The organism is Pseudomonas sp. SDO5591_S426 (assembly GCF_054070755.1).
This window is the reverse complement of sequence record NZ_JBSVXD010000010.1, coordinates 1-23,099: the sequence shown is the minus strand read 5'-3', so window position 1 is coordinate 23,099 and position 23,099 is coordinate 1. Positions and strand designations below refer to the sequence as shown.

23 protein-coding genes are annotated in these 23,099 nt (G+C 61.0%); 9 read left to right on the top strand and 14 right to left on the bottom strand.

Features of this window, described 5'->3' with window-relative positions:
* Positions 1–9 precede the first annotated feature (9 nt).
* The gene (locus tag ACW9JC_RS04025; protein WP_457453735.1) at positions 10–2,013 is read right to left on the bottom strand and encodes a DUF1302 domain-containing protein; all 2,004 of its coding nucleotides are present in this window, start codon (positions 2,011–2,013) and stop codon (positions 10–12) included.
* A 122-nt stretch (positions 2,014–2,135) separates the two neighbouring features.
* A complete protein-coding gene (locus ACW9JC_RS04020; protein ID WP_457453734.1) occupies positions 2,136–2,702 on the bottom strand; it encodes an RBBP9/YdeN family alpha/beta hydrolase in 567 nt (188 codons plus the stop codon).
* Positions 2,703–3,058: 356 nt separating this feature from the next.
* Between ACW9JC_RS04020 and ACW9JC_RS04015 the strand changes: the two genes are divergently transcribed.
* Positions 3,059–4,066 (top strand): AraC family transcriptional regulator, encoded by a 1,008-nt coding sequence (locus ACW9JC_RS04015; RefSeq protein WP_457453732.1) that lies wholly within the window; start codon positions 3,059–3,061, stop codon positions 4,064–4,066.
* A 126-nt stretch (positions 4,067–4,192) separates the two neighbouring features.
* Here the strand turns inward: ACW9JC_RS04015 and ACW9JC_RS04010 are convergent, their stop codons facing one another.
* The 8 genes from ACW9JC_RS04010 to ACW9JC_RS03975 form a co-directional block, all read right to left on the bottom strand.
* Positions 4,193–5,203, bottom strand: a complete 1,011-nt coding sequence (locus tag ACW9JC_RS04010; protein ID WP_457453730.1) for a YeiH family protein — start codon at positions 5,201–5,203, stop codon at positions 4,193–4,195.
* A complete protein-coding gene (locus tag ACW9JC_RS04005) occupies positions 5,200–5,526 on the bottom strand; it encodes a Rieske (2Fe-2S) protein (protein WP_150701912.1) in 327 nt (108 codons plus the stop codon). The genes ACW9JC_RS04010 and ACW9JC_RS04005 overlap by 4 nt, the downstream gene beginning before the upstream one ends.
* Positions 5,523–6,185, bottom strand: coding sequence for a DsbA family oxidoreductase (locus tag ACW9JC_RS04000; protein WP_457453729.1), 663 nt, complete (start codon positions 6,183–6,185; stop codon positions 5,523–5,525). The genes ACW9JC_RS04005 and ACW9JC_RS04000 overlap by 4 nt, the downstream gene beginning before the upstream one ends.
* Positions 6,182–7,498, bottom strand: a complete 1,317-nt coding sequence (locus tag ACW9JC_RS03995; RefSeq protein ID WP_457453728.1) for an MFS transporter — start codon at positions 7,496–7,498, stop codon at positions 6,182–6,184. Before ACW9JC_RS03995 ends, ACW9JC_RS04000 begins: the two co-directional genes overlap by 4 nt.
* Positions 7,499–7,589: 91 nt before the next feature.
* The gene (locus ACW9JC_RS03990) at positions 7,590–8,642 is read right to left on the bottom strand and encodes a BKACE family enzyme (RefSeq protein WP_338584858.1); all 1,053 of its coding nucleotides are present in this window, start codon (positions 8,640–8,642) and stop codon (positions 7,590–7,592) included.
* A 99-nt stretch (positions 8,643–8,741) separates the two neighbouring features.
* Entirely contained in the window at positions 8,742–9,590 is an 849-nt protein-coding gene (locus ACW9JC_RS03985) for a TauD/TfdA dioxygenase family protein (RefSeq protein WP_457453726.1), read from the bottom strand.
* Between the two features lie 13 nt (positions 9,591–9,603).
* Entirely contained in the window at positions 9,604–10,584 is a 981-nt protein-coding gene (locus ACW9JC_RS03980) for a quinone oxidoreductase family protein (RefSeq protein WP_457453724.1), read from the bottom strand.
* Between the two features lie 108 nt (positions 10,585–10,692).
* A complete protein-coding gene (locus tag ACW9JC_RS03975; protein ID WP_457453723.1) occupies positions 10,693–10,956 on the bottom strand; it encodes a hypothetical protein in 264 nt (87 codons plus the stop codon).
* 118 nt (positions 10,957–11,074) lie between these two features.
* Here ACW9JC_RS03975 and ACW9JC_RS03970 point away from each other — a divergent pair, with 118 nt between their 5' ends.
* From ACW9JC_RS03970 to ACW9JC_RS03955, 4 genes are all read left to right on the top strand, one after another.
* Entirely contained in the window at positions 11,075–12,991 is a 1,917-nt protein-coding gene (locus ACW9JC_RS03970; RefSeq protein ID WP_457453721.1) for an alkaline phosphatase D family protein, read from the top strand.
* Between the two features lie 138 nt (positions 12,992–13,129).
* A complete protein-coding gene (locus ACW9JC_RS03965; RefSeq protein WP_457453719.1) occupies positions 13,130–13,624 on the top strand; it encodes an adenylate kinase in 495 nt (164 codons plus the stop codon).
* A 181-nt stretch (positions 13,625–13,805) separates the two neighbouring features.
* Positions 13,806–14,060 carry a type II toxin-antitoxin system prevent-host-death family antitoxin gene (locus tag ACW9JC_RS03960; protein WP_457453718.1) on the top strand — a complete coding sequence of 85 codons (255 nt, stop codon included), beginning with the start codon at positions 13,806–13,808 and terminating at the stop codon, positions 14,058–14,060.
* A complete protein-coding gene (locus tag ACW9JC_RS03955; protein WP_457453716.1) occupies positions 14,057–14,311 on the top strand; it encodes a Txe/YoeB family addiction module toxin in 255 nt (84 codons plus the stop codon). Before ACW9JC_RS03960 ends, ACW9JC_RS03955 begins: the two co-directional genes overlap by 4 nt.
* Here ACW9JC_RS03955 and ACW9JC_RS03950 read toward each other — a convergent pair.
* Entirely contained in the window at positions 14,305–15,477 is a 1,173-nt protein-coding gene (locus tag ACW9JC_RS03950; RefSeq protein ID WP_457453715.1) for an acetylornithine/succinylornithine family transaminase, read from the bottom strand. The two genes, ACW9JC_RS03955 and ACW9JC_RS03950, sit on opposite strands and share 7 nt — an antisense overlap.
* A 102-nt stretch (positions 15,478–15,579) precedes the next feature.
* Here ACW9JC_RS03950 and ACW9JC_RS03945 point away from each other — a divergent pair, with 102 nt between their 5' ends.
* Together ACW9JC_RS03945 and ACW9JC_RS03940 are read left to right on the top strand one after the other, a co-directional pair.
* Positions 15,580–16,485: a LysR family transcriptional regulator gene (locus ACW9JC_RS03945; RefSeq protein WP_457453713.1), complete on the top strand. Its 906-nt coding sequence runs from the start codon at positions 15,580–15,582 to the stop codon at positions 16,483–16,485.
* A gap of 61 nt (positions 16,486–16,546) precedes the next feature.
* Positions 16,547–17,560, top strand: a complete 1,014-nt coding sequence (locus ACW9JC_RS03940; RefSeq protein ID WP_457453711.1) for a sensor domain-containing diguanylate cyclase — start codon at positions 16,547–16,549, stop codon at positions 17,558–17,560.
* Positions 17,561–17,564: 4 nt separating this feature from the next.
* On the opposite strand, the gene msrA is transcribed toward ACW9JC_RS03940, so the two are convergent.
* From msrA to msrB, 3 genes are read right to left on the bottom strand one after another with little or no spacing between them, the layout of a single operon-like run.
* Complete coding sequence (gene msrA, locus ACW9JC_RS03935; protein WP_448106395.1) at positions 17,565–18,272, bottom strand: peptide-methionine (S)-S-oxide reductase MsrA; 708 nt, start codon at positions 18,270–18,272, stop codon at positions 17,565–17,567.
* A 30-nt stretch (positions 18,273–18,302) separates the two neighbouring features.
* Positions 18,303–20,078, bottom strand: coding sequence for a cytochrome c biogenesis protein DipZ (locus tag ACW9JC_RS03930; protein WP_457453709.1), 1,776 nt, complete (start codon positions 20,076–20,078; stop codon positions 18,303–18,305).
* A 33-nt stretch (positions 20,079–20,111) separates the two neighbouring features.
* Complete coding sequence (gene msrB / locus ACW9JC_RS03925; protein WP_457453707.1) at positions 20,112–20,630, bottom strand: peptide-methionine (R)-S-oxide reductase MsrB; 519 nt, start codon at positions 20,628–20,630, stop codon at positions 20,112–20,114.
* 148 nt (positions 20,631–20,778) lie between these two features.
* Between msrB and ACW9JC_RS03920 the strand changes: the two genes are divergently transcribed.
* Complete coding sequence (locus tag ACW9JC_RS03920) at positions 20,779–21,498, top strand: response regulator transcription factor (RefSeq protein ID WP_457453705.1); 720 nt, start codon at positions 20,779–20,781, stop codon at positions 21,496–21,498.
* Positions 21,495–23,015: a HAMP domain-containing sensor histidine kinase gene (locus ACW9JC_RS03915; RefSeq protein WP_457453703.1), complete on the top strand. Its 1,521-nt coding sequence runs from the start codon at positions 21,495–21,497 to the stop codon at positions 23,013–23,015. Before ACW9JC_RS03920 ends, ACW9JC_RS03915 begins: the two co-directional genes overlap by 4 nt.
* Positions 23,016–23,099: the final 84 nt, after the last annotated feature.

The following is a 23,099-nucleotide window of genomic DNA, read 5'->3' as shown; positions in this document are numbered from 1 at the left end:
AGTGGTGAATCAAAAAGTGGTTTTCATCGTCAGGTACACGGCGCCACGGTCCTCAGTCGTTGCACCGCCACCGGAGAAGGCCGAGTAGCCACCGGCGTAACAGGCGTAGTTTTCGTTGCCGCTGAAGGCGTTCGGCGTGGAGCCGTCGCCACCGGTCGGGCCGGTGCTTGTGCCGCTGACGTTGCACTTGTCGGTCTTGCCGAAAGAGTCCACGTACTTCAGGTCGACAAAGTATTTGTTGTACACAACGGCCCCGAGGCCGACGGCGTAGTTGCCGGTGTCTTTGGCACCGCCACCGGAGACCGGTGACACGCCGTCGAGACCGACGTTGACGGACATCGGCGCGTTGAGGTCGACACCGGGAAACACCTGGTACCAGGTCGGTGTGAAGTTGACCGCGATGCCCCAGTTGTCCCGGGTCGGCGCGTCGATGCCGCGATAGCTGTCCTTGCCTTTGTAGAGCGCCTCGTTCTTGCTATCGAGCTTGAGCAGGTTGCTGTAGTACAACTCGCCAAGCAGGGTCGCGGAATCGAACAGTGGCGTATCGGCAATGGTCATCAGGCCATTGAGCGTCCAGTGCAAGGTGTCGCCGGTGGCGGCCATGCTGTCGCCTTTTTCCGGGGTGTCGTAGATCACGCCGGTGGCGGCGGTGCGCGCCGGCAGCAAGCCAAGCCCTTGGCCCAGACCCAGCGGACTGTTGGTGCTGACAATCGCCGGAATACTGGCCAGCGGCATGTTGTGGCGAATGTTCAGGTCCGAACCGACGCTGACCCCGCCGACGTCCTTGGACAGGCTCAGGCCGACGATCTTGATGTTGTCGGCATAGGCCATTTGATAGGTGGCGGTGCTCAACGAGTTGAGGGTGTTGATCACGGCAGGCACTTGCCCGGCCGGGCGGGTGCCGTTGGCGTTGGCCGAGGACAGACCGCGAGCATCGAGCCAGGCTTGCGGCAGGATTTCCGAGGTTTCGCGGTAGTAAACGCCGAGGGTGCCGTCCAGCCACGCGGGTGACCACTTGGCCATGACGCCCCAGTCGCCGCGCTTGTCCGGCGTCAGGTCATGGCCGCGACGCACGTTGGTCAAGCCGTTGCACGGCGCCAGGCCACAACCCAGCGGACTGCCCGGAACCACGGCGTTGGTGTTGCCGAGCAGGAACGACTGGGCGCCGAAACCGACCAGGTCGGAACCGCCGTAATAGGTTCCGGCCTCCGGCAAACGCGCTTCATCCCAATCAAGGAAGTACTGGGCGCCGACGGTCAATTCCGGGTTGACGGTGAACGACATCGACAGCTGGTTGCGCGGGACAAACAGCTCTTTGGCTTCAGTGCCCGGCGACGCCGCGAGCTTGGCCAGATCGAGACCGGACTGACCGTAACTGACCGAATGCACCGGGTTAAGAATGGTCTCGCCCCAGAACACGTTGTGCTGGCCGGCCTTGACGCTGAGTATCGATTCTTCGCCAATTTCGGTGCTGTAGAACACGAAGGCGTCGAGGATTTCGCCGGACGGGCCGGTGTAGTAGCGCTGGGCATAGTTGCTCAGGTGCGGGCTGCCGGTGCCGACGTTGTCATTGGTGACGCCCGCCAGACGCGGATCGTTGGCGATCAGGCCCGAAGTCGAACCGTTGCCGTTGACGAACGGGTTGGAATTGGAGCCAGCGTTTTCGTAAGCCTTGTCGTACCAGCTGGCGGCGCTGACGCGAAAGCCCATGTGGTTTTGATAGACCACGTCCATCTCGGTCAACAGGTCGACGCGGTTGGTGATGTTGGTGCCGGACTTGCGGAAGTTGTAATCGCCATCGTTGTTGTTCGGCGTGGCCAACATGCGCTTGTCGGCGCTTTCGGTACGCACGCCGTAGTTGTACTTCACGGTGTTATCCAGGCGAACGGTCCAGTCCGGGTTACCCGTCTCGATCTCCGCCGCATGGGCCATCGGCACCGTTGCCGCGAGAATGGCCGAGGCCAGCAAGGTGTAGCGTGAAGCGGTGAACCCGTGACTCTTGTTGTTGTGCATTGCGTTGTCTCCGCCTTTTTGTATTTGTTTTAAGCGCAGCCGCCCTCTCGCGGACCTCTTCGGGTCAACGTTTCAGGAGTGAGGGCAAATACCGGTTGGCGTAATGCCTGCCGGTTCCTGTATTAGCGGTCCAGCTGCAGGATCAGCGCCTCGGCTTGCGCCCAGTGGCCAAATCCTGCGGCCGGATTGAGATGGCCGACTTCGCCCAGATCGAGCAATTCGGCGCCCCAGTTTTCAGCCATGCGGGACACGGCGGAAAGACTGGCCAGGTGATCGTTGGTGCTGCCGGCCACGATGCTGCGAAATGGCAGCGGACCTTGCGGCAGCGGATTCCAGCCCTGGCTGCGCAGGGTTTCAGAAGACGGATCGTTTGGCGGCCAGACCGCATCGAGATCCGGTGGCGCGGCCAGCAAAGCGCCCTTGATCGGGTGGCTGTACTGCGCCGCCCAGTGCGCGACCATCAACACACCGGCGCTGTGGGCAACCAGAATCACCGGCCCGTCGATCTGCTCCAGTTCATGCTGGATCGCCCGCACGCGAGCAGCGCAGTCGAGCTTGTCGGTCTCCAGTGGCGGGACACTGCGTACCTTGGCGAGCCTGGCTTCAAGCAACGTTTGCCAATGTTCGGCGACGTGCTCGCGCAGGCCCGGTACGATCAGAACGGTGGCGGCAGTTTGCAATTTGTCCACGGTCAACACCTTCGCTTTCTCGATAACTCGACTGGCTGTTTTCGCCAGGGGCTTTTTGTAGGGTCGACATTAAAGAGCGGCCAGCGGGGGTGCTTTACATTGGACGTCAGGCACTTTTCTTTTGATGACAAATTGTCCGACACTTCATCGCCGTGACCGCTGGTCGAAAAACCCCGCAGGTTGGCGCAGGGTCACTGTAATCAACGGATGAGGCTGGATCACTCCCGCCAGCTGCGCTGATTCGGCAGCGGCCAGCGTGAAATCCATCGACGACAAGACAACTGTTCAACAGGCGATGCGCTGGATATAGTCGCCTCGCTCATGCCATTCGCCATCGGCCCAGGGAAGACCCACGCATGTCCAAGCTTGTTCGCGCCGCTGTACTGACCAACTACCTGGAGGTCACCCAGTATCTGGGCTTCAACCCGCGCGATGCATTGGCCGCCGTCGGTTTGAGCAGGGCTCAATTGCTGGCTCCCGAACACCGCATTCCCATCGATTCCGCCGTGCGTTTGCTGGAAGACTCGGCCGCCGCCAGCGGTTGCCAGACCTTCGGCTTGAGCATGGCCGAGTCGCGCCAGCTCTCGGATTTTGGCGTGGTCAGCCTGTTGCTCAGCCATCAGCGCACGTTGCGCGATGCTTTACAGGTGGTGGTGCATTACCGGCACTTGATGAACGACTCGCTGGCGATCTTCATCGAAGAGGCCGGCAAGATGGTGATCATTCGTGAAGAGGTGGTGACCGAAACGCCGATGCCTAGCCGTCAGGCCACCGAGTTGGCCATCGGCGTGATGTTTCGCTTGTGCGCGGCGCTGCTCGGCTCGCATTGGCATCCCTACAGCGTCAACTTCATGCACCAGGCACCGGACAATTTGCAGCTGCATCGCCGGCTGTTCGGCTGCACCCTGGAGTTCGGCAGCGAGTTCAATGGCATCGTCTGCTCCGACGCCAGCCTCGACATGACCAACCCCAACGCCGACCCGGCCATGGCCCGCTACGCGCAAAGTTACCTCGACTCGCTGCAAAGTAATCAAGGCACCTCGATGCTGTTCGAAGTGCGCAAGGCGATCTACCTGCTGCTGCCCATGGGCCGCGCCACCATCGAGCAAGTCGCCCAGAGCCAGGGGATGAACGTGCGCACGTTGCAGCGTCGCCTCAAGGACGATGGTTGTGCGTTCAATGACGTGATCAATGATGTGCGCCGCGATCTGGTGCTGCGTTATCTGGATAACCCGAACTACTCGCTGAGCCGGATTGCCGATATGCTCGGCTACTCGATGGCGAGTTCGTTTACCCGGTGGTTCATCAGCCAGTTCGGTATGCCACCGGCGACATGGCGGGCGCAGAAACAGAAACCGTCCTGACGGCAAAAAAACGCAATCCCATGTAGGAGCGAGCTTGCTCGCGATGACGGAGTGTCAGCCGACATCAATGCTGAATATCAGACCGCTATCGCGAGCAAGCTCGCTCCCACAGGTTTTGTGTGATGGCTAGAAACCCCAGCGCAGCAACAGCAGCACCAGCACGACGAGGAATACGGTCTCCCCTACCATCAGCAGAATCGGCTTGATCCCCACTGCTGCCAGCTCGCGCAAGCGCGTCTTCATGCCCAGCGCACTAATGGAAATCACCAGGCACCAGCGCGACAGTTCGTTGATCGAGCCCTGCACTGCCGGGGCAATCCATCCGGTGCTGTTGATACACGCCAGGATCAGGAATCCGACGGCGAACCACGGCAACAATGGCGGACGTTTGCCGGTCGGATCGGCGCCTTGCATGCGGGTGATCATCGCCGCCGTGACGATCACTGGCAGCAACATGGCGACGCGCATCAGCTTCACGACGGTGGCCGTGTCGCCGGTTTCGGTGGACATGCTGTAACCGGCGCCAACGACCTGGGCCACGTCGTGAATGGTCGCGCCGAGGAATACCCCCGCCACCTGCGGCGACAACTCCAACCAGTTGGCAATCATCGGATAGACAATCATGGCCATCGTCGACAGCGCCGAAACACCAATCACCGTGAACAACGTCGCCCGCTCTTTCTGCGGATGGTTCGGCAGCGCCGCCGCCAACGCTAACGCTGCCGAAGCGCCACAAATCGCCGTCGCCCCGCCCGTCAACATGCCGAACAAGCGCTGAAAACCCAGCGCCTTCGCTGCAATCACCGATACGCCAATGGTCACCACCACCAGAATCACCACCAGCGCAATCGGCTTCCAGCCCATCGCGGCCATTTGCTCCAGGGTGATGCGCATCCCCAGCAGCGCCACGCCGATGCGCAGCACCGTGCGCGCGGTGAATTCGACCCCGGCCTTGCACGGGCCGTCATCGGCGAGAAAGTTCAGGGCCATGCCCAGCAGCAAGGCAAACAGCATGACCGGCGCACCGTAGTGCTCGGACAAAAACGACGCGGCGGCCGCGACGATCAGGCTGACGATAAACCCCGGAGCCAGTTCGCGCGTGCGACTGTGGATGCGGGTGAGAGCGATGGCGCTCATGGCGCGGACTCCTCGCAAGTGATGACGATAAACGCCTGGTCGTCGATGATCTCGACCGGGTAGCTGTTGACTTTGACCAGCGTGGAATTGAGCAGAAAACCGCTGCGCAGATCGAAGCGCAAACCATGGGCGAGACACTGGATCACCCGCCCCTCAAGCCGCCCGCCACACAGCGAAGCACCTTGATGCGGACAGCTGTCGTCGATGGCAAACAGCTGCCCGTCGACGTTGAACAACGCCAGGCTTTTGTCTTCGAATTCGAACAGCGCACGACCACCGGCCTGCGGGTATTTACCGGCAGGTACGGGAATGCGCCGGGTCATGCCGGCTGCCGCTCGCGCTCGCTTTCCCTGAGGGCTTCGTTCATGGCCCCGAGCAGCGCCTGGGCCGGCTGTGCGCCGATCACCGTCATGCGGCGGTCGAACTGAAAGCTCGGTACGCCGCTGGTCGCACCGGGGAATCCATCAAACGCTGTAGCGTCGCCCTTCAGGCAATCGACCACAGTGTCCGGGTCGATGCCGCAAGCGCGGGCAATGGCGAGCAAGGTTTCACGGCAACCGAGGTTTTCGCGTCGCTGGAAATACGCGGCGAACAGGCGTTCGAGCAACATTTCACGCTGGGCAACATTGCCCAGTTCGCCGACACGCTCGAACAAACGATGGGCGTCTGCGGTGTTGGGCATCGTCTCGATGCGGCTGAGGTCGATGCTCAATCCCACGGCCCTCGCAGCCTCTTGCACCTGAGCCTGACGCATGGTCATGGCGTCGGCATTGCCCAGGCGCTTGCGGTAGAAATCGGCGAAGGGCTCGCCCTCCAACGGCAACTGCGGCAGCAATTGCACACCGTGCCACGCCGTGGTGATCTGCACGTCCGGGTGACGACTGCGAAACTGCACCTGCGCATGCTCCAGTTGGCGTTTGCCGATCAGACACCACGGGCAGATAAAATCGAAAAACACATCAATACGTAAACGACGACTCACAACTTCACCTCGATCCCGGCTTCGCTCACAGGCTCAGAAACGCTCTGACCCTGAAGACGGGCAATATCTTTGTGGTAATGACACTTGGCATAAAAGAACACCGCTGCCGCCGCGAGGCTGACCAGTGGCACCAGTTGAAAAGCAGCATGCAAACCGATCAGGTCGGACACCCGGCCAGTGATGAACGGCCCCGGCGCCAGCCCCAGCATGTTGTTGGCCAGGGTCAGCGTGGCGAACGCCGTGCCGTGGACCGAGTAATGCGTCAGGTTGGCGACCATCGCACCGCACGGGCCGGTGGTGCCGGTGGCGATCAACATGCCCAGGCAAATCAGCGCCAGTTGCAACGGCCCCGCCTGCAAGGCAAATGCCGCCGACAAGAGCAGACAGCTGCCCAGGCAAAAGCCGATAGCCAGGCTGACCTTGCGTTCCGGCGAGTGACGGCACAGCCGATCGCTGAGCATGCCGCACAGGATCATCCCCGCGCCGCTGCACAACACGATGATCGCCGCCATGCCGCCCGCCTTGTCGGTGGGCATTTCGTAATAGCGGTTGAGGTAGCTGGGAATCCACACCATCACCGTGCCGCCGACAAACAGTTGCAAGCCGCTGGCGACGTAAGTAGCGACCACCGAACGACTGGACCACAAGGTGCGCAGTGGACGCTTGACCGTTGCCACAGCCTTGGCCGCACGCTGCGGGGCGATGCGTGCTTCCTTGACGATGAGCGGATAAAGCACCGCCAGGCACAGGCCAAACAACGACATGCCGGCAAACGACCAGCGCCAGCCCAGCTTCGCGGCAATCGCACCGCCCAAGGCCATGCCCAACACCGAACCGAACATTCCGCCGGCCATGAAGGCACTGGCCAGGGTCGCGCGCATGTGTTTCGGGAACACCGAAATCACCACCGCGATGCCGACGCTGCCGTAGGCCGCCTCGCCGACGCCGACCATGAAGCGGGCGATGAACATCTGCTGGTAGTCCTGGGCCAACGCGCAACCCAGGGTCGCGAGACTCCAGAGCATCGCCATCAGCGCCAGGCTCTTGACCCGGCCAAAACGGTCGGCCATCAGCGACAGGGGAAACGTCAGCAGCCCGACCATCAAAGCGACGATGCCGCTAAGCAATCCGAGTTGGCCGTCGCTCAGTGCCCACTCGCTTTTCAGCAGCGGGAACACTGCGTTCAGCACCTGGCGCGACATGTAATCGGAAATCAACAGGCCGAACGTCAGGGCGAAGACGATCCAGGCATATTTACGCGCAACAACAACTCCACCGGAGTCATCGTCGTCGGCGATTGGGTGAAAGGCCATGCAGCCTCCTCAAAGCTTTTATTTATTGTTGTTATCAAGCGTGTAGCAGTGCGGCGAACGAGCGGTCACGGCCGCTCGCTCGCCGTGTCGGTCAGCCGCGTTGCGGCACGCCTTTCTGCCCAGCCTTGCGGTTGGGGGCCATGCCGTTAGCCAACAGGGTTTCCTCGATCGTTTCGTACTGCACACCGATGCGGTAGATCTCGCGGGCTTCTTTGCCGGTGGCGATTTCACGACCCAGTTCGTGGGCAATGCGCACGGTTTGCTGGATTTGCGCCACCGAGCCGAAGCGATCGCCCTTGTGATCAATGATAGTGTCTTCGTTGCCCACACGCGGGTGCATGCCCATGGCCATCGACATGGTGTTGAACGGCATGACGTTCTTCAGCAGCGACTCGGAGGTCAGGGTGCAACCATCCGGCGCGCGGTGGATGAAGTTGAAGAAGTTGAACGGGTTCGGACCGTCGAAACCGCCGCCGATGCCGATCCAGGTCAGGTTCAGCGGGCCTTTGTAAATGCCACGGCGCACCAGGCGCTCGAGGGTTTCCAGGGCGTGCATGCCGGTCAGCTGGAAGTGCGGCTGGATGCCGTTGTCCATCAGGCGCTTGAGGTGTTCGGCCACCCAGGCTGGCCCTGCCGGTACGGTCATTTCGCTGTAGGCGGCGTGGATCATCGGGTTATCCAGAGAAGTGCCTTTGAGGTACTCCGGATACAGCAGCTCCATGATGTTCATTTGCGTGGTGTTGATCGCCACCGTCACCTGATCCGGTTTAGGCGTCAGCTCGGCCAGCATGTGGCGAGTGTCGTCCGACAGCCACTTGGCCGCTTCACCGTCGCTTTCCGGGGCGAAGGAAATCGAACCGCCGACCTGGATGATCATGTCCGGTACGGCTTCACGCACACCGGCGATCAGCTCGTTGAATTTCGACAGGCGCTTGGAGCCCTTGCCGTCCAGTTCACGCACGTGCAAGTGCAATACGGTGGCGCCGGCTTCATAGCAATCGACTGCTTTCTGGACTTGCTCGTCCATGGTCAGCGGGATGTCTTCCGGGAAATCTTCCGGCATCCATTCCGGGCCGTACGGGGCCACGGTAATGACTACCTTTTCCATGTTTTCCGGGTGCAGGGAATCGTCGAAGAATTGCATGGGTTACTCCAGTTCTTATGCCAGTTCTTATGATTATTCCGCCCACCCGGGGTCGCGCCGGGCAGGCGTGTTTACGAGAGCGAATGCAGAGGCGTTGGATCAGTAAGTCTTGTCGCCGATGATCCCGGCGCGCTCCATCTTGCGATGGCACGGCGGGTAATCCATGACGGCGTAGTGCTGGGTGCTGCGGTTGTCCCAGATGGCGATGCTGTTGGGCTTCCAGCGCCAGCGCACCTGATACTCAGGGATGTATGCCTGGCTGATCAGGTAACGCAGCAACTCGCTCGCACCAGGATTGGCGTCCTGGCCGAAGCGCACCCGGTCAGGGGTGTGGTAATTGCTGAAGTGCGTGGTGAAGGCGTTGACGAACAGCACCTTCTCGCCGGTTTCCGGGTGTGTGCGCACCACCGGGTGCTCGGCGTCCGGGTACATCGCCTTGAGCGCCAGGCGTTTTTCAATCGGCATGGCCGCACCAAAACTCGCTTCGATACTGTGGCGAGCGCGCAGGTCGGCGATCTTCAGCTTCACGTCTTCGGGCAGGTTCGCGTAGGCCTGGACCATGTTGGCCCACATGGTGTCGCCGCCCACCGGCGGGCACTCCACGCAACGCAGCACGCAGCCCATCGGCGGGGCTTCGCGCCAGGTGGCATCGGTGTGCCAGGCGTTTTCATAGCGGTCCATCGGCTGGTCCGGACGCTTGTAGATTTGCACCAGCCCCGGATGCTCCGGATCGCTACCGGCTACCGGGTGATCTTCCAGCTCGCCGAAGCGCCGGGCGAAGGCCACGTGTTCGGCGCGGGTGATGTCCTGATCGCGCAGGAACACCACGCGGTGCTTGAGCAACTGGGCACGGATCTCGGCAAACAGACCGTCGTCATGCACCGCGTCAGCCAGGTTGACGCCAATCAGTTCGGCGCCAATGCTGCAGGTCAATTGTTCGACTTTCATGGCTGGCAGCTCCTTAAATGACGAAGATCGACGAGCCGGTGGTCTTGCGTGACTCAAGGTCGCGATGGGCCTGCACCGCATCCTGCAAGGCGTAGTGCTGGTTGATCTCGATCTTGATGCGGCCGCTGCCGACGTGGTCGAACAACTCACCGGCCAGCTCGGCTTTTTCGGCCGGGTCGCTGATGTAGTTGGCCAGGGCCGGACGGGTCAGGTACAGCGAACCTTTCATCGCCAGCATCACCGGGTCGAACGCCGGGATCGGCCCCGACGCGGTGCCCACGCAAACCATCAGGCCACGGGGTTTCAGTGAATCCAGCGAGCCCATGAAAGTGTTCTTGCCAACGCTGTCGAACACCACGTTGACGCCCACGCCGTCGGTCAATTCTCGAACGCGTGCGGCGACGTCTTCATGGCTGTAGTTGATCGTGTGGTCGCAACCGTGAGCCCGGGCGATTTCAGCCTTTTGCTCGGTCGATACCGTGCCGATCACGTTCAGGCCCAGCAGCTTGGACCATTGCGAAACGATCAGGCCGACACCGCCAGCGGCGGCATGCAGCAGGATGCTGTCGCCAGCCTTGAAGTCGTAGATGCGGCGCATCAGGTACGAAGACGTCAGGCCGCGCATGGTCATGGCGGCAGCGGTTTCGAAGCTGATGGTTTCCGGCAGCTTGATCAGCGGCGCGGCCGGGATCAGGCGTTCGGTGCTGTAGGCGCCGAGGGTGTTGAGAAAACCGGTGTACGTGACGCGATCCCCCACCTGGACGTTGGTCACGCCTTCGCCGATGGCCTGGACCACGCCGGAGGCTTCGACGCCCATGCCGTTAGGCATCGGGATCGGGTAGGTGCCATTGCGGAAGTAGGTGTCGGCATAGTTCAGGCCGACCGCCACATGACGCAGACGGACCTGGCCGGGGCCGGGCTCGCCGACTTCGACGTCCTCATAACGTAGAACTTCGGGACCACCGGTTTCGTAGAAGCGTACGGCTTTGGCCATTTTTTCTTATTCTCCAATCTGCAATATGGGCGTGTTGCATCGAATTGCGCTGATTGGACTGTAGGACGAGGCCTGTCGGGACGCTTCTCATCAGACGACAATGGCTTTTCATTTGGTGACAGGCGGGGCGGCTCCTTCTTTTGTGTCAGTGCTCGGCGCTTTGGTTTTTTCGCCAGCGGCAGGTGCTGCCGGGTTGGTGAAGCCTGCCTTGGCGTTTTCGGCCTTGGTCTTGTGGATATCACAGCCCTGTAACTCACTCACCTGGGTGCACCCGGACTTCTCCAGTTGCTTACGGTACTTGTCGTTGATGGCATGGGCCGGGGACTGGGCCAGCAGGAAAATGGCCAGTGCTGGCAGGATGATTTTGTTCATGTGACCTCACTTCTGATCGATGCCTGATTGAAAAGGCGTGGCGGGCTCACATTAGCCTGTCTCGTCGTCACCTGCGCTATCATCCCCCGCCTCTGCGCCCCAAGAGTCTAGAACCCGGATGTCCGCAACGCTGCCACTGCCCGACGATCACCCTTCCCTGCCACCGGTATTGGCCGGCCCGCTGCTGCGGCGCCTGGAGCCAACGCGGCTGGTGATGTGGCTGGTGGGGTCCCAGGCACTGGAGCTGACGTTGCGCTTGCAGGATCTCGCCGACATTCGCCTTGATGAACGGCAGTGCACGGTCATTGCGGTGGGCAGCCATGCGTTTGTGCACTTGATTGATGTGCAACTGGATGTTGCCCTGCCCTCGGATACCCGGATCGATTACGACTTGCTGATCGATGGCATGGGCATCGCCGATTGGGCGCCGCATCTGCTGTATGGCGAGGCGGGTTGCCCGAATTTCGTCCTGCGCTCACGCATCGATCAACTGCTGCACGGTTCCTGCCGCAAGCCTCATCACCCGGCGACCGACGGTTTGCTGTGTGTGGATAACTTGTTGGCGCAAGAACACCAAGCCAAGGATCGCCCGGCGCTGCTGATGATGAGCGGCGATCAGGTGTATGCCGATGACGTAGCCGGGCCGACTCTGCGGGCGATTCATGCCTTGATCGAACGTCTGGGCCTGTTCGAAGAACACCTTGAAGGCGCAGTGGTCACCGACAGTGCCGCGCTGTACGGCCACGCCGCCTGCTACTACCACCGCGCCGATTTGCTGCCGGCATTGAAAAGCAACGAAACCCTGCGTGATCGCTTCTTCGGTGGGGCGCGCAAGCCGATTTTCACCAGCAGCAGCGCCGACAATCACTTGGTGACGTTTGCCGAAGTCATGGCGATGTACTTGCTGGTCTGGTCGCCAACGCCCTGGACGCTGATCGCGCCAAAACCGCCAAAGCTGATCAAGGAACGACGTGAGCGTTATGCGCTGGAGCAGACGCGCATCGACGGTTTCAAGGCCGGTCTCGGCAACGTCGCGCGAGCGCTGGCGCACGTGCCGACGCTGATGATTTTCGACGATCACGACATTACCGATGACTGGAATCTTTCCGCGCAATGGGAGGAAACGGCCTACGGCCATCCGTTCTCCAAACGCATCATCGGCAATGCGCTGATCGCCTACATGCTGTGCCAGGGCTGGGGCAACAACCCGGATGCCTTCGGTGATGTTCTGGAAAAGGCCCGCGCCTTCAGCGCCACCGGGCACGACCGATATCTCGACAGCGACGTGCAGGACGGGTTGATCGATGAGCTGTTGCGGTTCCAGCACTGGCATTACGTGCTGCCCACCACGCCGGCCATGGTGGTGCTCGACACCCGCACGCGGCGCTGGCGCAGCGAGATGAACCTCAAGCAGCCTTCCGGCCTGCTCGACTGGGAAGCCCTCAGCGAACTGCAACATGAGCTGCTGGATCATCCGTCGGCGATCATCGTTTCGCCCGCGCCGGTGTTCGGCGTAAAGCTGATCGAAACCGTGCAAAAGGTGTTCAGCTGGTTCGGTTATCCACTGTTGGTCGATGCCGAAAACTGGATGGCCCATCGTGGCGCGGCGCAGGTGATCCTGAACATTTTCCGCCATTCACGCACGCCGGGTAATTACGTGGTGCTGTCGGGCGATGTGCATTACTCCTTCGTCTACGAAGTGCTGATCCGCCACCGCAAGGCCGGGCCGCGCATCTGGCAGATCACCAGCAGCGGCATCAAGAACGAATTCCCGCCAGCGCTGCTGGAATGGTTCGACCGCCTCAACCGCTGGCTCTATTCGCCACGCTCGCCGCTGAACTGGCTGACCAAACGTCGGCGCATGCGCATCGTGCCGCATGTTCCGGAGCATGCTGAAGCGGGTGAGCGGTTGTGGAATTCGGCGGGGATTGGCCAGGTGTTTTTCAATGAGAAAGGACAGCCGCAGGATATCTTTCAGCACAACTCGAATGGCTCGCCGAAGACGCGAATGGTCCCTCCTGAAATCGACGAGTGACCGCAAAAACCTGTGGGAGCGAGCTTGCTCGCGATGAGGGCATGACTGACACCGCTAGAGTGACTGTTAGATTGCTATCGCGAGCAAGCTCGCTCCCACAGTTATCCGCGTCGGGCACACAGGCAGAGGCAACTCGATATGGACCTCACCCGAACCCTGATCATCGGCAACTCCGGCTCCGGCAAGAGCTGGCTGGCGCAAAGGCTGGCCGAACAACTGCAAGTACCCTGGACCGATCTCGACCGGATTCACTGGCTATCCGACGAACACAGCATTTCCCGCCCCCGCGCCGAGGCCCTGGGCATGGCGCGGATCGCGGCCGATGAACCCAGTTGGGTGATCGAAGGAGTTTACGGCTGGATCGTCAGCGAAGTTATCCACAGGGCGACAGCGCTGGTCTGGCTAAGCGTTGAAGATGAGGTTTGCGTCGCCAATATTCGTCAGCGGGAAACCAAGGACGACGAGCGATTGATTTCGTTGCTGGAGTGGGCCGGTAGCTATCGAACGCGTGATGGGTCGAGTGGCTTTGCGGCGCATCGGCGGTTGTTTGAAGGGTTTACCGGCTCCAAGGTTCAGTTGCTGGACCGGGTTGGAATCGCAGACTTCGTCCATGCAATGCGATTCGCCGATTAATTGATCTACACAATGCTTTATCAGATAAGGACTACATCGTTCACGGAAACGTCCCGAAGGGGTTTAGACGATACTCAGAACAAACGTTGATGCGCCAATTGCACAACGACCATTCAGAGGTATCGCCTTGTCAACCTGTACCCATTTCTGTACGTTCCTTGCATTGAGCGAGGATTACAGCATGCACACCATCAATTACACCACCGCCCGCGCGCACTTGGCTGACACCATGGATCGCGTCAATGAAGACCGCACCCCACTGCTGGTCACCCGCCAAAAAGGTGAGCCAGTGGTGATGATGTCGCTGGCGGAATACAACGCTCTGGAAGAGACCGCCTACCTGCTCCGTTCCCCTGCCAATGCCGAACGTTTGATCAAGTCCCTCGGCAACCTGCGCGCCGGAAAAACCAAAGCCAGGCAACTTATCGAAGAATGAAAATCGAGTTCACTCCTGAAGGCTGGGATGACTATCTCTCGTTCCAGCAAAACGATAAGGCCGGACTCAAACGAATCAACCTGCTAATCAAGGCCATCCAGCGAGAGCCCTTTAGCGGTCTGGGAAAACCAGAGCCGCTCAAACACAATCTGAGCGGCTGTTGGTCACGACGAATTACGGCTGAACATCGATTGGTTTACTCAATCGAGAACGGTGAGGTGCGTGTCGTACTGTGCAGATACCACTACTGAGAAATCGCCCGACTCAATCCCCTGACAATCATCCCCACCTCCCGCTCATCAATCGTCAGTGGCGGCAGCAGCCGAATGATCTGCCCCCGCGTGACATTGATCAGTAACCCATGATCCCGGGCGGCGATCAGGCTCAGGTCGCGGATCGGTTGTTTGAGTTCGATGCCGATCATCAGGCCCTGTCCGCGTATCGCCAGCACATTTGAATTGTCAGCCAATTCCATGCGCAATCTTTCCAGCAACCGCTCGCCCTGAAACCGGGCGTTTTCCAACAGGCCTTGTTCTTCGACAATATCCAGCACGGTGCAGCCGACCCGGCAGGCCAGCGGGTTGCCGCCGAAGGTGCTGCCGTGGCTGCCGGGGGTGAAGAGTTCGGCGGCTTTGCCTCGGGCCAGGCAGGCGCCGATGGGCACGCCGTTGCCCAGGCCTTTGGCCAGGGTCATGACGTCCGGGACGATGCCTTCGTGCTGGAACGCGAACCACTGGCCCGTGCGGCCGATGCCGGTCTGGATTTCGTCGAGCATCAGCAACCATGCGTTCCGGTTGCACAGATCGCGCAGCGCTTTGAGATAGCCGGGTGGCGCCAGTTGCACGCCGCTTTCGCCCTGGATCGGTTCCATCAGGATCGCGACGATGCGCGAGCCGTGGGATTGCCGGATTTTGTCCAAAGCCTTGAGATCACCAAACGGCACCTTGATGAAGTCGCCCGGCAATTTATTGAAGCCCAGGCGCACGGCCGGGCCGTCGCTGGCGGACAAAGTGCCGAGGGTGCGACCGTGGAAGGCGTTTTCCATGACCACTACCAACGGCTGCTCGATGCCTTTGTGCCAACCGTACAACCGGGCGATTTTCAGTGCTGTTTCGTTGGCCTCGGCTCCGGAGTTGTTGAAGAACGCCCGGTCCATGCCCGACAACTGAGTGAGTTTCTGCGCCAGTTGCTGTTGCCAGTCGATGCTGTAGAGGTTCGACGTGTGCAGCAGCAACCCGGCCTGCTCAGTAATGGCGGCAACGATTTTCGGATGGGAGTGGCCGACATTGGTCACCGCCACACCGGCCACCGCGTCCAGGTATTCGCGACCGGCCTGATCCCACAGGCGCGTGCCCAGGCCCTTGTTGAAACTCAAGGCCAGCGGTTGGTAAGTGCTCATCAGGCAGGCGCCGGTCATGACATCAAGCTCCATCAATTGTCGGTGTTTTTGCAGTATGGTTAGCCACCTGAGTTGGATAAACGCTGCAACACTTCAATCATTTTAAAGTCGGGCTTGATAATGGATTTGTTCCAGGCAATGAGCGTTTACGTGAAAGTGGTAGAGGCCGGCAGCATGACGGCCGCCGCTTCGCAGTGCGAAATGTCCACGACCATGGTCGGCAACCACCTCAAGGCGCTGGAGCAACGCTTGGGTGTACGCCTGCTCAATCGCACGACGCGGCGCCAGCGTCTGACGGAGTTCGGCAGCGCCTATTACCAGCGCTGCCTGGAAGTGTTGGGACTGGTGGCGGACTCCGAACGTCTGGCCGAACAGGCACTCGACGAACCGAGCGGCAACTTGCGCATCACCGCCCCCTTGACCTTCGGCACCGAGCGCCTGGCGCCGGCACTGAGCGAATTCAGCCTGCAAAACCCGCGAGTGAAACTCGACGTGGTGCTGACCAACCGTCGCCCGGACCTGATGGAAAACGGTCTGGATGTGGCGTTTCGTCTCGGCGCACTGGAACCCTCCAACCTGATCGCCCGCCCGCTGATCGACTACACCCTGACCATGTGCGCATCCCCTGAATATCTGGCCCGTCGCGGCACACCGCAAACACCTGAAGATCTGCGGCACCACGACTGTCTGTCCTTCGCCTATCCGGCCGGGGATGACTGGCAATCGGTGCAAAAGGAGTGGCGGCTGGCCGGACCTGACGGCGAAGTCAGCGTGGGGGTCAGCGGGCCGATGCTGATCAACAGCTCGGCCGGGCTGCATCAAGCGGCGCTGACCGGCATGGGCATCGTGATGATGCCCGATGCGCTGGTCGAACAGGATCTGCGGGACGGAAAACTGTTGGCATTGATGCCCGATTTCTGCCCGCCCAGCCGGCCGATGCACCTGGTTTACGCTCAGGATCGCTACCGCCTGCCGAAATTGCGTCGTTTCGTCGACTTCGCCGTGCAGAAGTGGGGCAAGCACTAGCAGGCGGAATGCGCCATGCACTAATCTGCGGGCTGATGATTCAGTGACAGGGAGAGCACAGATGGGTGAGGCATCGAATATCGAGCCGTTGAAGTTCAACGCGGCTGACATGAATGACGACATGCTGCACACCATCCTGGAACTGGTCAGCGACGGCATCTGGGACTGGAACGCCAACACCGGTTTCGTCTACCGCACGGCGCGCTGGTACGAGATGCTCGGCTATACGCCGCACTCCCTGGACAACAATGTGCTGACCTGGGAGAACGTCATCCACCCCGACGATTACCCACGAGTAATGGCCCTGTTTGACGACTACCTGAGCCAGCGCGCCCCCGGCTATCAGGCCGAGTACCGCTGTCGCATGCAGGACGGCAATTACCTGTGGATCGAAGATCGCGGCCACATCCTGGCGCGCAATGCCGACGGTTCAGTGGCACGGATGATCGGCGCACACCGCAGCATTGAAGACAAACGACGCCTGTTCGAAGAACTCGAACGGCGCAATCATTCCCTGGAAGCGTTAATCGAAGAACGCACTCAGGAGTTATCCCGAGTCAATCAGCAGTTGCAGCTGCAACTCGAAGAAAACCGCAAACTGGCACAAACCGATACCCTGACCGCCATCGCCAATCGCTATCGCCTGGAACAGGTGCTGCCCCAGGCCTGCGAACGCGCCCAGCGGTTTCGCGAGCCACTGTCGCTGATCGCCATGGACATCGACGACTTCAAGACCATCAACGATCACTACGGCCATGCCTTGGGCGATGCCGCGCTGGTGCAGGTGGTCGAGAGCGTCAAACGCTTCGTGCGTGAAGGCGACCTGCTGGCCCGTTGGGGCGGCGATGAATTCATCATGACGCTGCCCAACACTTCGTTGGCCGAAGCCCGGACTCTCGCCGAAAAAATCCGTCATGGCCTTTCTGAATTGCTGCCCGTGGGCGACTTCCACGTGACCATGAGTTTCGGCGTGGTCCAGCGTTTTGATGAAGAGCAACAGACCGGCCTGATGGCGCGAGCCGATCAGGCACTGTATCGCTCGAAAATCGCCGGCAAGAATGTGATCTCGGGATAAATCCTTAGATCCCGTCCTTCACCAGCACCGGTTTGTCCTGATAGCGATCCGGGTACAGCTGCTTGAGCTGTGCCACTTTTGGCAGATCGTTGATCACGATGTACGGATAAGTCGGATGTTCGGTCAGAAAATCCTGATGTTCCTCTTCAGCCGGGTAGAACCCGTTGTAGCTTTCCAGTTTGGTCACGATCGGTTTGCTGAACGATTTGGCGGCGTCGAGCTGGGCAATGTAGGCCTCGGCGACTTTTTGCTGTTCCGCGTTTTTGGTGAAAATCGCCGAGCGATATTGCGTGCCGGTGTCCGGCCCCTGACGGTTGAGTTCGGTCGGGTTGTGCGCCACGGAAAAGTAGATTTGCAGCAAGGTGCCGTAGCTGACCTGAGTCGGGTCGAACGTCACTTCGACCGATTCGGCATGGCCGGTATTGCCGTTGCTGACACGCTCGTACTGCGCCGTATTGGCCGCGCCACCGGCATAACCGGAGACGGCATCTTTCACGCCTTTGACGTGTTGAAACACCCCTTGGACGCCCCAGAAGCAACCGCCGGCAAAGACTGCGGTTTCGCTGTGGGCTTGGGTGATTTCGTCGAGCGTCGGCGGCGGAATCACGACTGCCTCTTCTGCACTTCCGAAGGAGAACGCCGAGCATTGGCTGATGACACCGGCAGCAGCCAGCCCCAACAACGTACGACGCCAGGTGAACAGGGTTTTCATGATTTGGACTCCTGAATATTTGAAGGGCAATCAGCCGAAGGTAAAGGCGTAGGCGGATGCGCCCGGATCAAGAAACTCGATGCTGAAGGTTCGGTCAGTCACGCCGCCGTTCTGCCGCACCAATTGATACAAACGCTGGTCAGTCACGGTGCCGCTGCCATCGGGGGCCACGTCCATGCCGTGGTCAGCGCCCGGGGTCTTGCCGTCGATCAGCACCTTGAAGCGCACCGGTTTGCCATCGGCGCCGGGGCCGAGCACCAGATGCAAATCCCGGGCATGGAAGCGGTAGACGATGCGACTGTCCGCAGCGCTGGCGGTGGCGCGTTCCGAGCCGACGTGCCATTGGCCGCCCAGGCTCCAGTCGTTGAGCGCCAGTTGTGCAGGCGGGTTGTAGGCGGCGACCTTGTCAGGCACCAATGCAGTTTCCGGCACGAAATGCTCGGCACGCTGGTAGCCGACATAGGTTTCCGGTGATTGCACTTCGTTGCTGTCCGGCGCCATTTGCACGCCGTCGGCCTTGGCATTGATCAGCCCGTCCGAGACTTTGGCGGCACCGGCTTCACGCAGCAGTTGCTGGATGACCCGCTCTGATTCGTCGTACGCGCCTTCGCCAAAATGGTGATACCGGATGCGACCCTGGGCGTCGGCGAAATAGTGCGCCGGCCAGTATTCGTTGTTGAAGGCGCGCCAGATCTTGAATTCGTTGTCGATGGCCACCGGGTAGTTGATGCCCAGATCCTTCATGGCTTTGGTGACGTTCTTGATGTCGCGCTCGAAGGCGAACTCCGGTGCGTGCACGCCGATCACCACAAGGCCTTGATCGCGATATTTTTCCGCCCAGGCTTTGACATAGGGCAGCGAGCGCAGGCAGTTGATGCAGGAGTAGGTCCAGAAATCCACCAGCACCACCTTACCCTTCAACGCCTGGGCATCGAGCGGTGGCGAATTGAGCCACTGCACGGCGCCGTCCAACGGCGGCAGGTTACCTTCGACCGGCAGGCTGCCCGTGGATTTGTCAGCCACTTGCATTGCGCCTTCGGTGGCAGGATCTTGCGCCATCATCGCCCCGCTGTTACGCGGAGATTTACCGGCCAGTTGTTCCACCAGCACTTGCTCGATGCCGCCGGTGGAAGCTGTCGAAACCCGCGCCAGAATCCCGGTGTCCAGCCCCAGCGCAATCGCCGCCACACCGGCCAGCATCGCCGCACCCAAGCCACGACGCACCCACTCACCAGCGCCGATCGAACGCTTCATCGCCGTGAAAACTTTACCGCCCAACAGCAACGCCAACGCCAGGGACGTCGCCGCACCGGCAGCGTACGCCAGCAGCAACAAGGTGGTTTGGATGCTGGCGCCTTGCAGCGCCGCACCGGTCAGCAACAGGCCCAGAATCGGTCCGGCACATGGCGCCCACAGCAAGCCCGTGGCTACGCCGATCAGGAACGAAGCACCGGGACGCGGCCGCGCATCGGCACCCGCCGCTTCCGAAAGGCGACTGCCCGCCGCAACCAACGGCCGGGTCAGGCGCTCGGCCAGTTGCGGCAGCATCAGGGTCAGGCCGAACAGTGCGACGAACACCAGCGCCAGCCAGCGCCCGTACTGATTGAGCTGCACCACCCAACCGCCACCCACCGCCGCCAGCGTGGCGACCAGCGCGAACGTGAGCGCCATCCCCGCCAACAGCGGCAAACCACTCTTCATGAACGGCTGCCCGGTGCGGGCAAAGACAAACGGCAGCACCGGCAGAATGCACGGGCTGACAATCGTCAGCACACCACCGAGATAGGCGAGGATCAGGAGCCACATGGCGTTTACCTGTTCAAAAGTGAGTGAAATGGATCAGGCGGTCTTGGGCTCGAACTTCATCGACAACCCGTTCATGCAGTAGCGCAGGCCGGTGGGTTTCGGGCCGTCATCGAAGACATGGCCCAAATGCCCGCCGCAGCGCCGGCAGTGCACTTCTTCGCGGACCATGCCGAAGGTGCGGTCCTGACGGGTGGCCACAGCCTTTTCCAGCGGTGCCCAGAAACTCGGCCAACCGGTGCGGCTGTCGAACTTGGTCGCCGAGGAGAACAGCGGCAGGTCGCAACCGGCGCAGGCGAACGTGCCGTCGCGGTGTTCGTTGTTCAGCGGGCTGCTGTAGGCGCGCTCGGTGCCTTCCTCGCGGAGGATTTCGTACTGCTCGTCGCTGAGGATTGCGTGCCATTCGCTGTCGCTGTGGGTCACTTCGAACACCTCCGCTGCGTCGGCCTCGCTGATCAATGCCGAGCCTGTGGAAAACTTCGGCAACAGGCCGATCGCCAGGGCTGCAACCCCCAGCCCGCCGCTTGCTACAAGAAATTGCCGTCGAGAAAACATGCGTGCCTCCAAAAATCCAGGGTGTTTCATGGAACACAGCCTAGGCTTGGGGTGATCGCCAAATCCTCACGGGAAGTTAAACAATTCGTGATAACTCGGGCTGTGAAAAACCCGCACAATGGCCCCATTGCGCCGAAGGATGAGCAGGATGGAACAGACCAAACGCGTCCTCGTGGTCGAGGACGACATGCACATCGCCGACCTGATCTGCCTGCATCTGCGTGATGAGCAGTTCGAGGTGGTGCACAGTGCCGATGGCACTGAAGGCATGCGCCTGTTGCAGCAAGGCAACTGGGACGCCTTGATCCTCGACCTGATGCTGCCCGGCGTCGATGGCCTGGAAATCTGCCGCCGTGCCCGGGCCATGGCGCGCTACACGCCGATCATCATCACCAGCGCGCGCTCCAGCGAAGTGCACCGGATTCTCGGCCTCGAACTGGGGGCCGACGACTACCTGGCCAAGCCGTTTTCCATGCTCGAACTGGTGGCGCGGGTCAAAGCGCTGCTGCGCCGGGTCGAGGCCATGGCGCGCAACCTGAAGATGGACGCCGGCAGCCTGCTCATCGACGGCCTGGCCATCGACCCGATCACCCGCGAAGTGGCCCTCGACGGTCGGCGCCTGGACCTCACGCCCCGGGAGTTCGACTTGCTGTACTTTTTCGCCCGCCAGCCCGGCAAAGTGTTTTCGCGCATGGACCTGCTCAATTCCGTGTGGGGCTACAGCCACGAAGGCTATGAGCACACGGTCAACACCCACATCAATCGCCTGCGCGCCAAGATCGAGGCCGATCCGGCGCAACCGGTGCGCATCCTCACGGTGTGGGGTCGTGGCTACAAATTTGCCACCGGTGAGGAGCCGCAGCCATGAGGCTGACCCTGACGCAGCGCCTGTCGCTGGTGTTCGCCGTGTTGCTGCTGGTGTGCTGCGGCACGTCGGCGTGGATGCAAGTGCGCTCCAACCAGATGCATGAACAGGAAGTGGTGCAAGGCTTGTCCCGCGATCTGGCGCAACACATCGCCCGCGACACGGTGCTGATGGACACCCAGGGCCTGATGCCCAATGCCGTGCGTGATCTGTTCAGCAAGCTGATGCAGGTCAACCCGAGTGTCGAGGTGTACCTGCTCGACACCGAGGGCAAGATTGTCGGCAGCGCCGCGCCCGAGGGCCGGATTCGCCGGGAGAAAGTTGACCTGGCACCGATCCAGCGTCTGCTACGGGGTGACCCGCTACCGATTCCCGGCGACGACCCGCGCAGCGTCGATGCACGCAAGGTGTTCAGCGCCGCGCCGCTGAAGGTCGACGGCAAACCGGCCGGTTATCTCTACGTGGTGCTGCTCGGTGAAGACCATGATCGACTGGCCGAACGCGGTGCGACCAGCGCCGCGCTCAACACCGCCCTGCTCTCCATCGGGCTGGTCGCGCTGCTGTGCCTGATTGCCGGTCTCACCGCGTTTGCCTTGATCACCCGGCCGTTGCGCCGCTTGACCGAAACCGTCAGCCAGTTCGACATCGACGGCGTCCCGGTGACCCCGGCCCTGCCCCTCACCCCGGAAAAAACCGCCAGCCACGACGAAATCGCCATCCTCGACGCCACGTTCCGGCAGATGCAGGCGCGCCTCGGCGAACAATGGCGCTCGTTGACCCGCCAGGATCAGGAACGCCGTGAACTGGTGGCGAACATCTCCCACGACCTGCGCACACCGCTGGCTTCATTGCACGGTTATCTGGAAACCCTGTCACTCAAGGACGCCACGCTGTCGCCTGCCGATCGCCGCCGCTACCTGGGCATCGCGCTGGATCAGAGCCGCAAGGTCGGTGGCCTGGCGCAATCGCTGCTGGAACTGGTGCGGCTGGAGCATGGTTTTGTGCAGCCGGTGCTGGAACGGTTTTCCCTGACCGATCTGGCCCAGGACATCTTCCAGAAATTCGAACTCACCGCCGAAGCGCGTCAGGTCGAACTGAAGGCCACGTTCGCGCCAAACGTTTCAGCGGCCTGCGCCGATCTGGGTTTGATCGAGCGGGTGCTGACCAACCTGTTCGACAACGCTTTGCGCCATACGCCACAGGGTGGAGAAGTCGAACTTGGCTTGCGCCCGCAAGGGTCGTTTATCGAAGTGACCGTCAGCGATACAGGACCGGGGATTGCCCCGGAATTGCGTGAAGGGTTGTTCTTGCGGCCGTTCAACATCGGTGGTGCGCGGCGCGATGGCGGGTTGGGATTGCGGATTGTGCATCGCATCCTGCAATTGCATGGGCTTGAGATTCAGTTGATCGATGTGCCGGGGCGTGGCGCGACGTTCAGGTTTTCATTGCCGGTTGATGAAGAGACGGCGTCGACGTTGGCGGTGCGGTCGATGAACCTGAATACACCGCGGCAGGCCTGAAATTGTGGCGCCAGACCGGGCCTCATCGCTGGCAAGCCAGCTCCCACAGGGTTAATAGGTATACGCAAGATCTGCGGACAACCT

Coding starts and splice junctions, on each gene's coding strand:
- ACW9JC_RS04025 (WP_457453735.1), bottom strand. CDS start 2,013: ATGCACAACAACAAGAGTCACGGGTTCACCGCTTCACGCTACACCTTG.
- ACW9JC_RS04015 (WP_457453732.1), top strand. CDS start 3,059: ATGTCCAAGCTTGTTCGCGCCGCTGTACTGACCAACTACCTGGAGGTC.
- ACW9JC_RS04010 (WP_457453730.1), bottom strand. CDS start 5,203: ATGAGCGCCATCGCTCTCACCCGCATCCACAGTCGCACGCGCGAACTG.
- ACW9JC_RS04005 (WP_150701912.1), bottom strand. CDS start 5,526: ATGACCCGGCGCATTCCCGTACCTGCCGGTAAATACCCGCAGGCCGGT.
- ACW9JC_RS03995 (WP_457453728.1), bottom strand. CDS start 7,498: ATGGCCTTTCACCCAATCGCCGACGACGATGACTCCGGTGGAGTTGTT.
- ACW9JC_RS03990 (WP_338584858.1), bottom strand. CDS start 8,642: ATGCAATTCTTCGACGATTCCCTGCACCCGGAAAACATGGAAAAGGTA.
- ACW9JC_RS03985 (WP_457453726.1), bottom strand. CDS start 9,590: ATGAAAGTCGAACAATTGACCTGCAGCATTGGCGCCGAACTGATTGGC.
- ACW9JC_RS03980 (WP_457453724.1), bottom strand. CDS start 10,584: ATGGCCAAAGCCGTACGCTTCTACGAAACCGGTGGTCCCGAAGTTCTA.
- ACW9JC_RS03975 (WP_457453723.1), bottom strand. CDS start 10,956: ATGAACAAAATCATCCTGCCAGCACTGGCCATTTTCCTGCTGGCCCAG.
- ACW9JC_RS03970 (WP_457453721.1), top strand. CDS start 11,075: ATGTCCGCAACGCTGCCACTGCCCGACGATCACCCTTCCCTGCCACCG.
- ACW9JC_RS03965 (WP_457453719.1), top strand. CDS start 13,130: ATGGACCTCACCCGAACCCTGATCATCGGCAACTCCGGCTCCGGCAAG.
- ACW9JC_RS03960 (WP_457453718.1), top strand. CDS start 13,806: ATGCACACCATCAATTACACCACCGCCCGCGCGCACTTGGCTGACACC.
- ACW9JC_RS03955 (WP_457453716.1), top strand. CDS start 14,057: ATGAAAATCGAGTTCACTCCTGAAGGCTGGGATGACTATCTCTCGTTC.
- ACW9JC_RS03950 (WP_457453715.1), bottom strand. CDS start 15,477: ATGACCGGCGCCTGCCTGATGAGCACTTACCAACCGCTGGCCTTGAGT.
- ACW9JC_RS03945 (WP_457453713.1), top strand. CDS start 15,580: ATGGATTTGTTCCAGGCAATGAGCGTTTACGTGAAAGTGGTAGAGGCC.
- ACW9JC_RS03940 (WP_457453711.1), top strand. CDS start 16,547: ATGGGTGAGGCATCGAATATCGAGCCGTTGAAGTTCAACGCGGCTGAC.
- msrA (WP_448106395.1), bottom strand. CDS start 18,272: ATGAAAACCCTGTTCACCTGGCGTCGTACGTTGTTGGGGCTGGCTGCT.
- ACW9JC_RS03930 (WP_457453709.1), bottom strand. CDS start 20,078: ATGTGGCTCCTGATCCTCGCCTATCTCGGTGGTGTGCTGACGATTGTC.
- msrB (WP_457453707.1), bottom strand. CDS start 20,630: ATGTTTTCTCGACGGCAATTTCTTGTAGCAAGCGGCGGGCTGGGGGTT.
- ACW9JC_RS03920 (WP_457453705.1), top strand. CDS start 20,779: ATGGAACAGACCAAACGCGTCCTCGTGGTCGAGGACGACATGCACATC.
- ACW9JC_RS03915 (WP_457453703.1), top strand. CDS start 21,495: ATGAGGCTGACCCTGACGCAGCGCCTGTCGCTGGTGTTCGCCGTGTTG.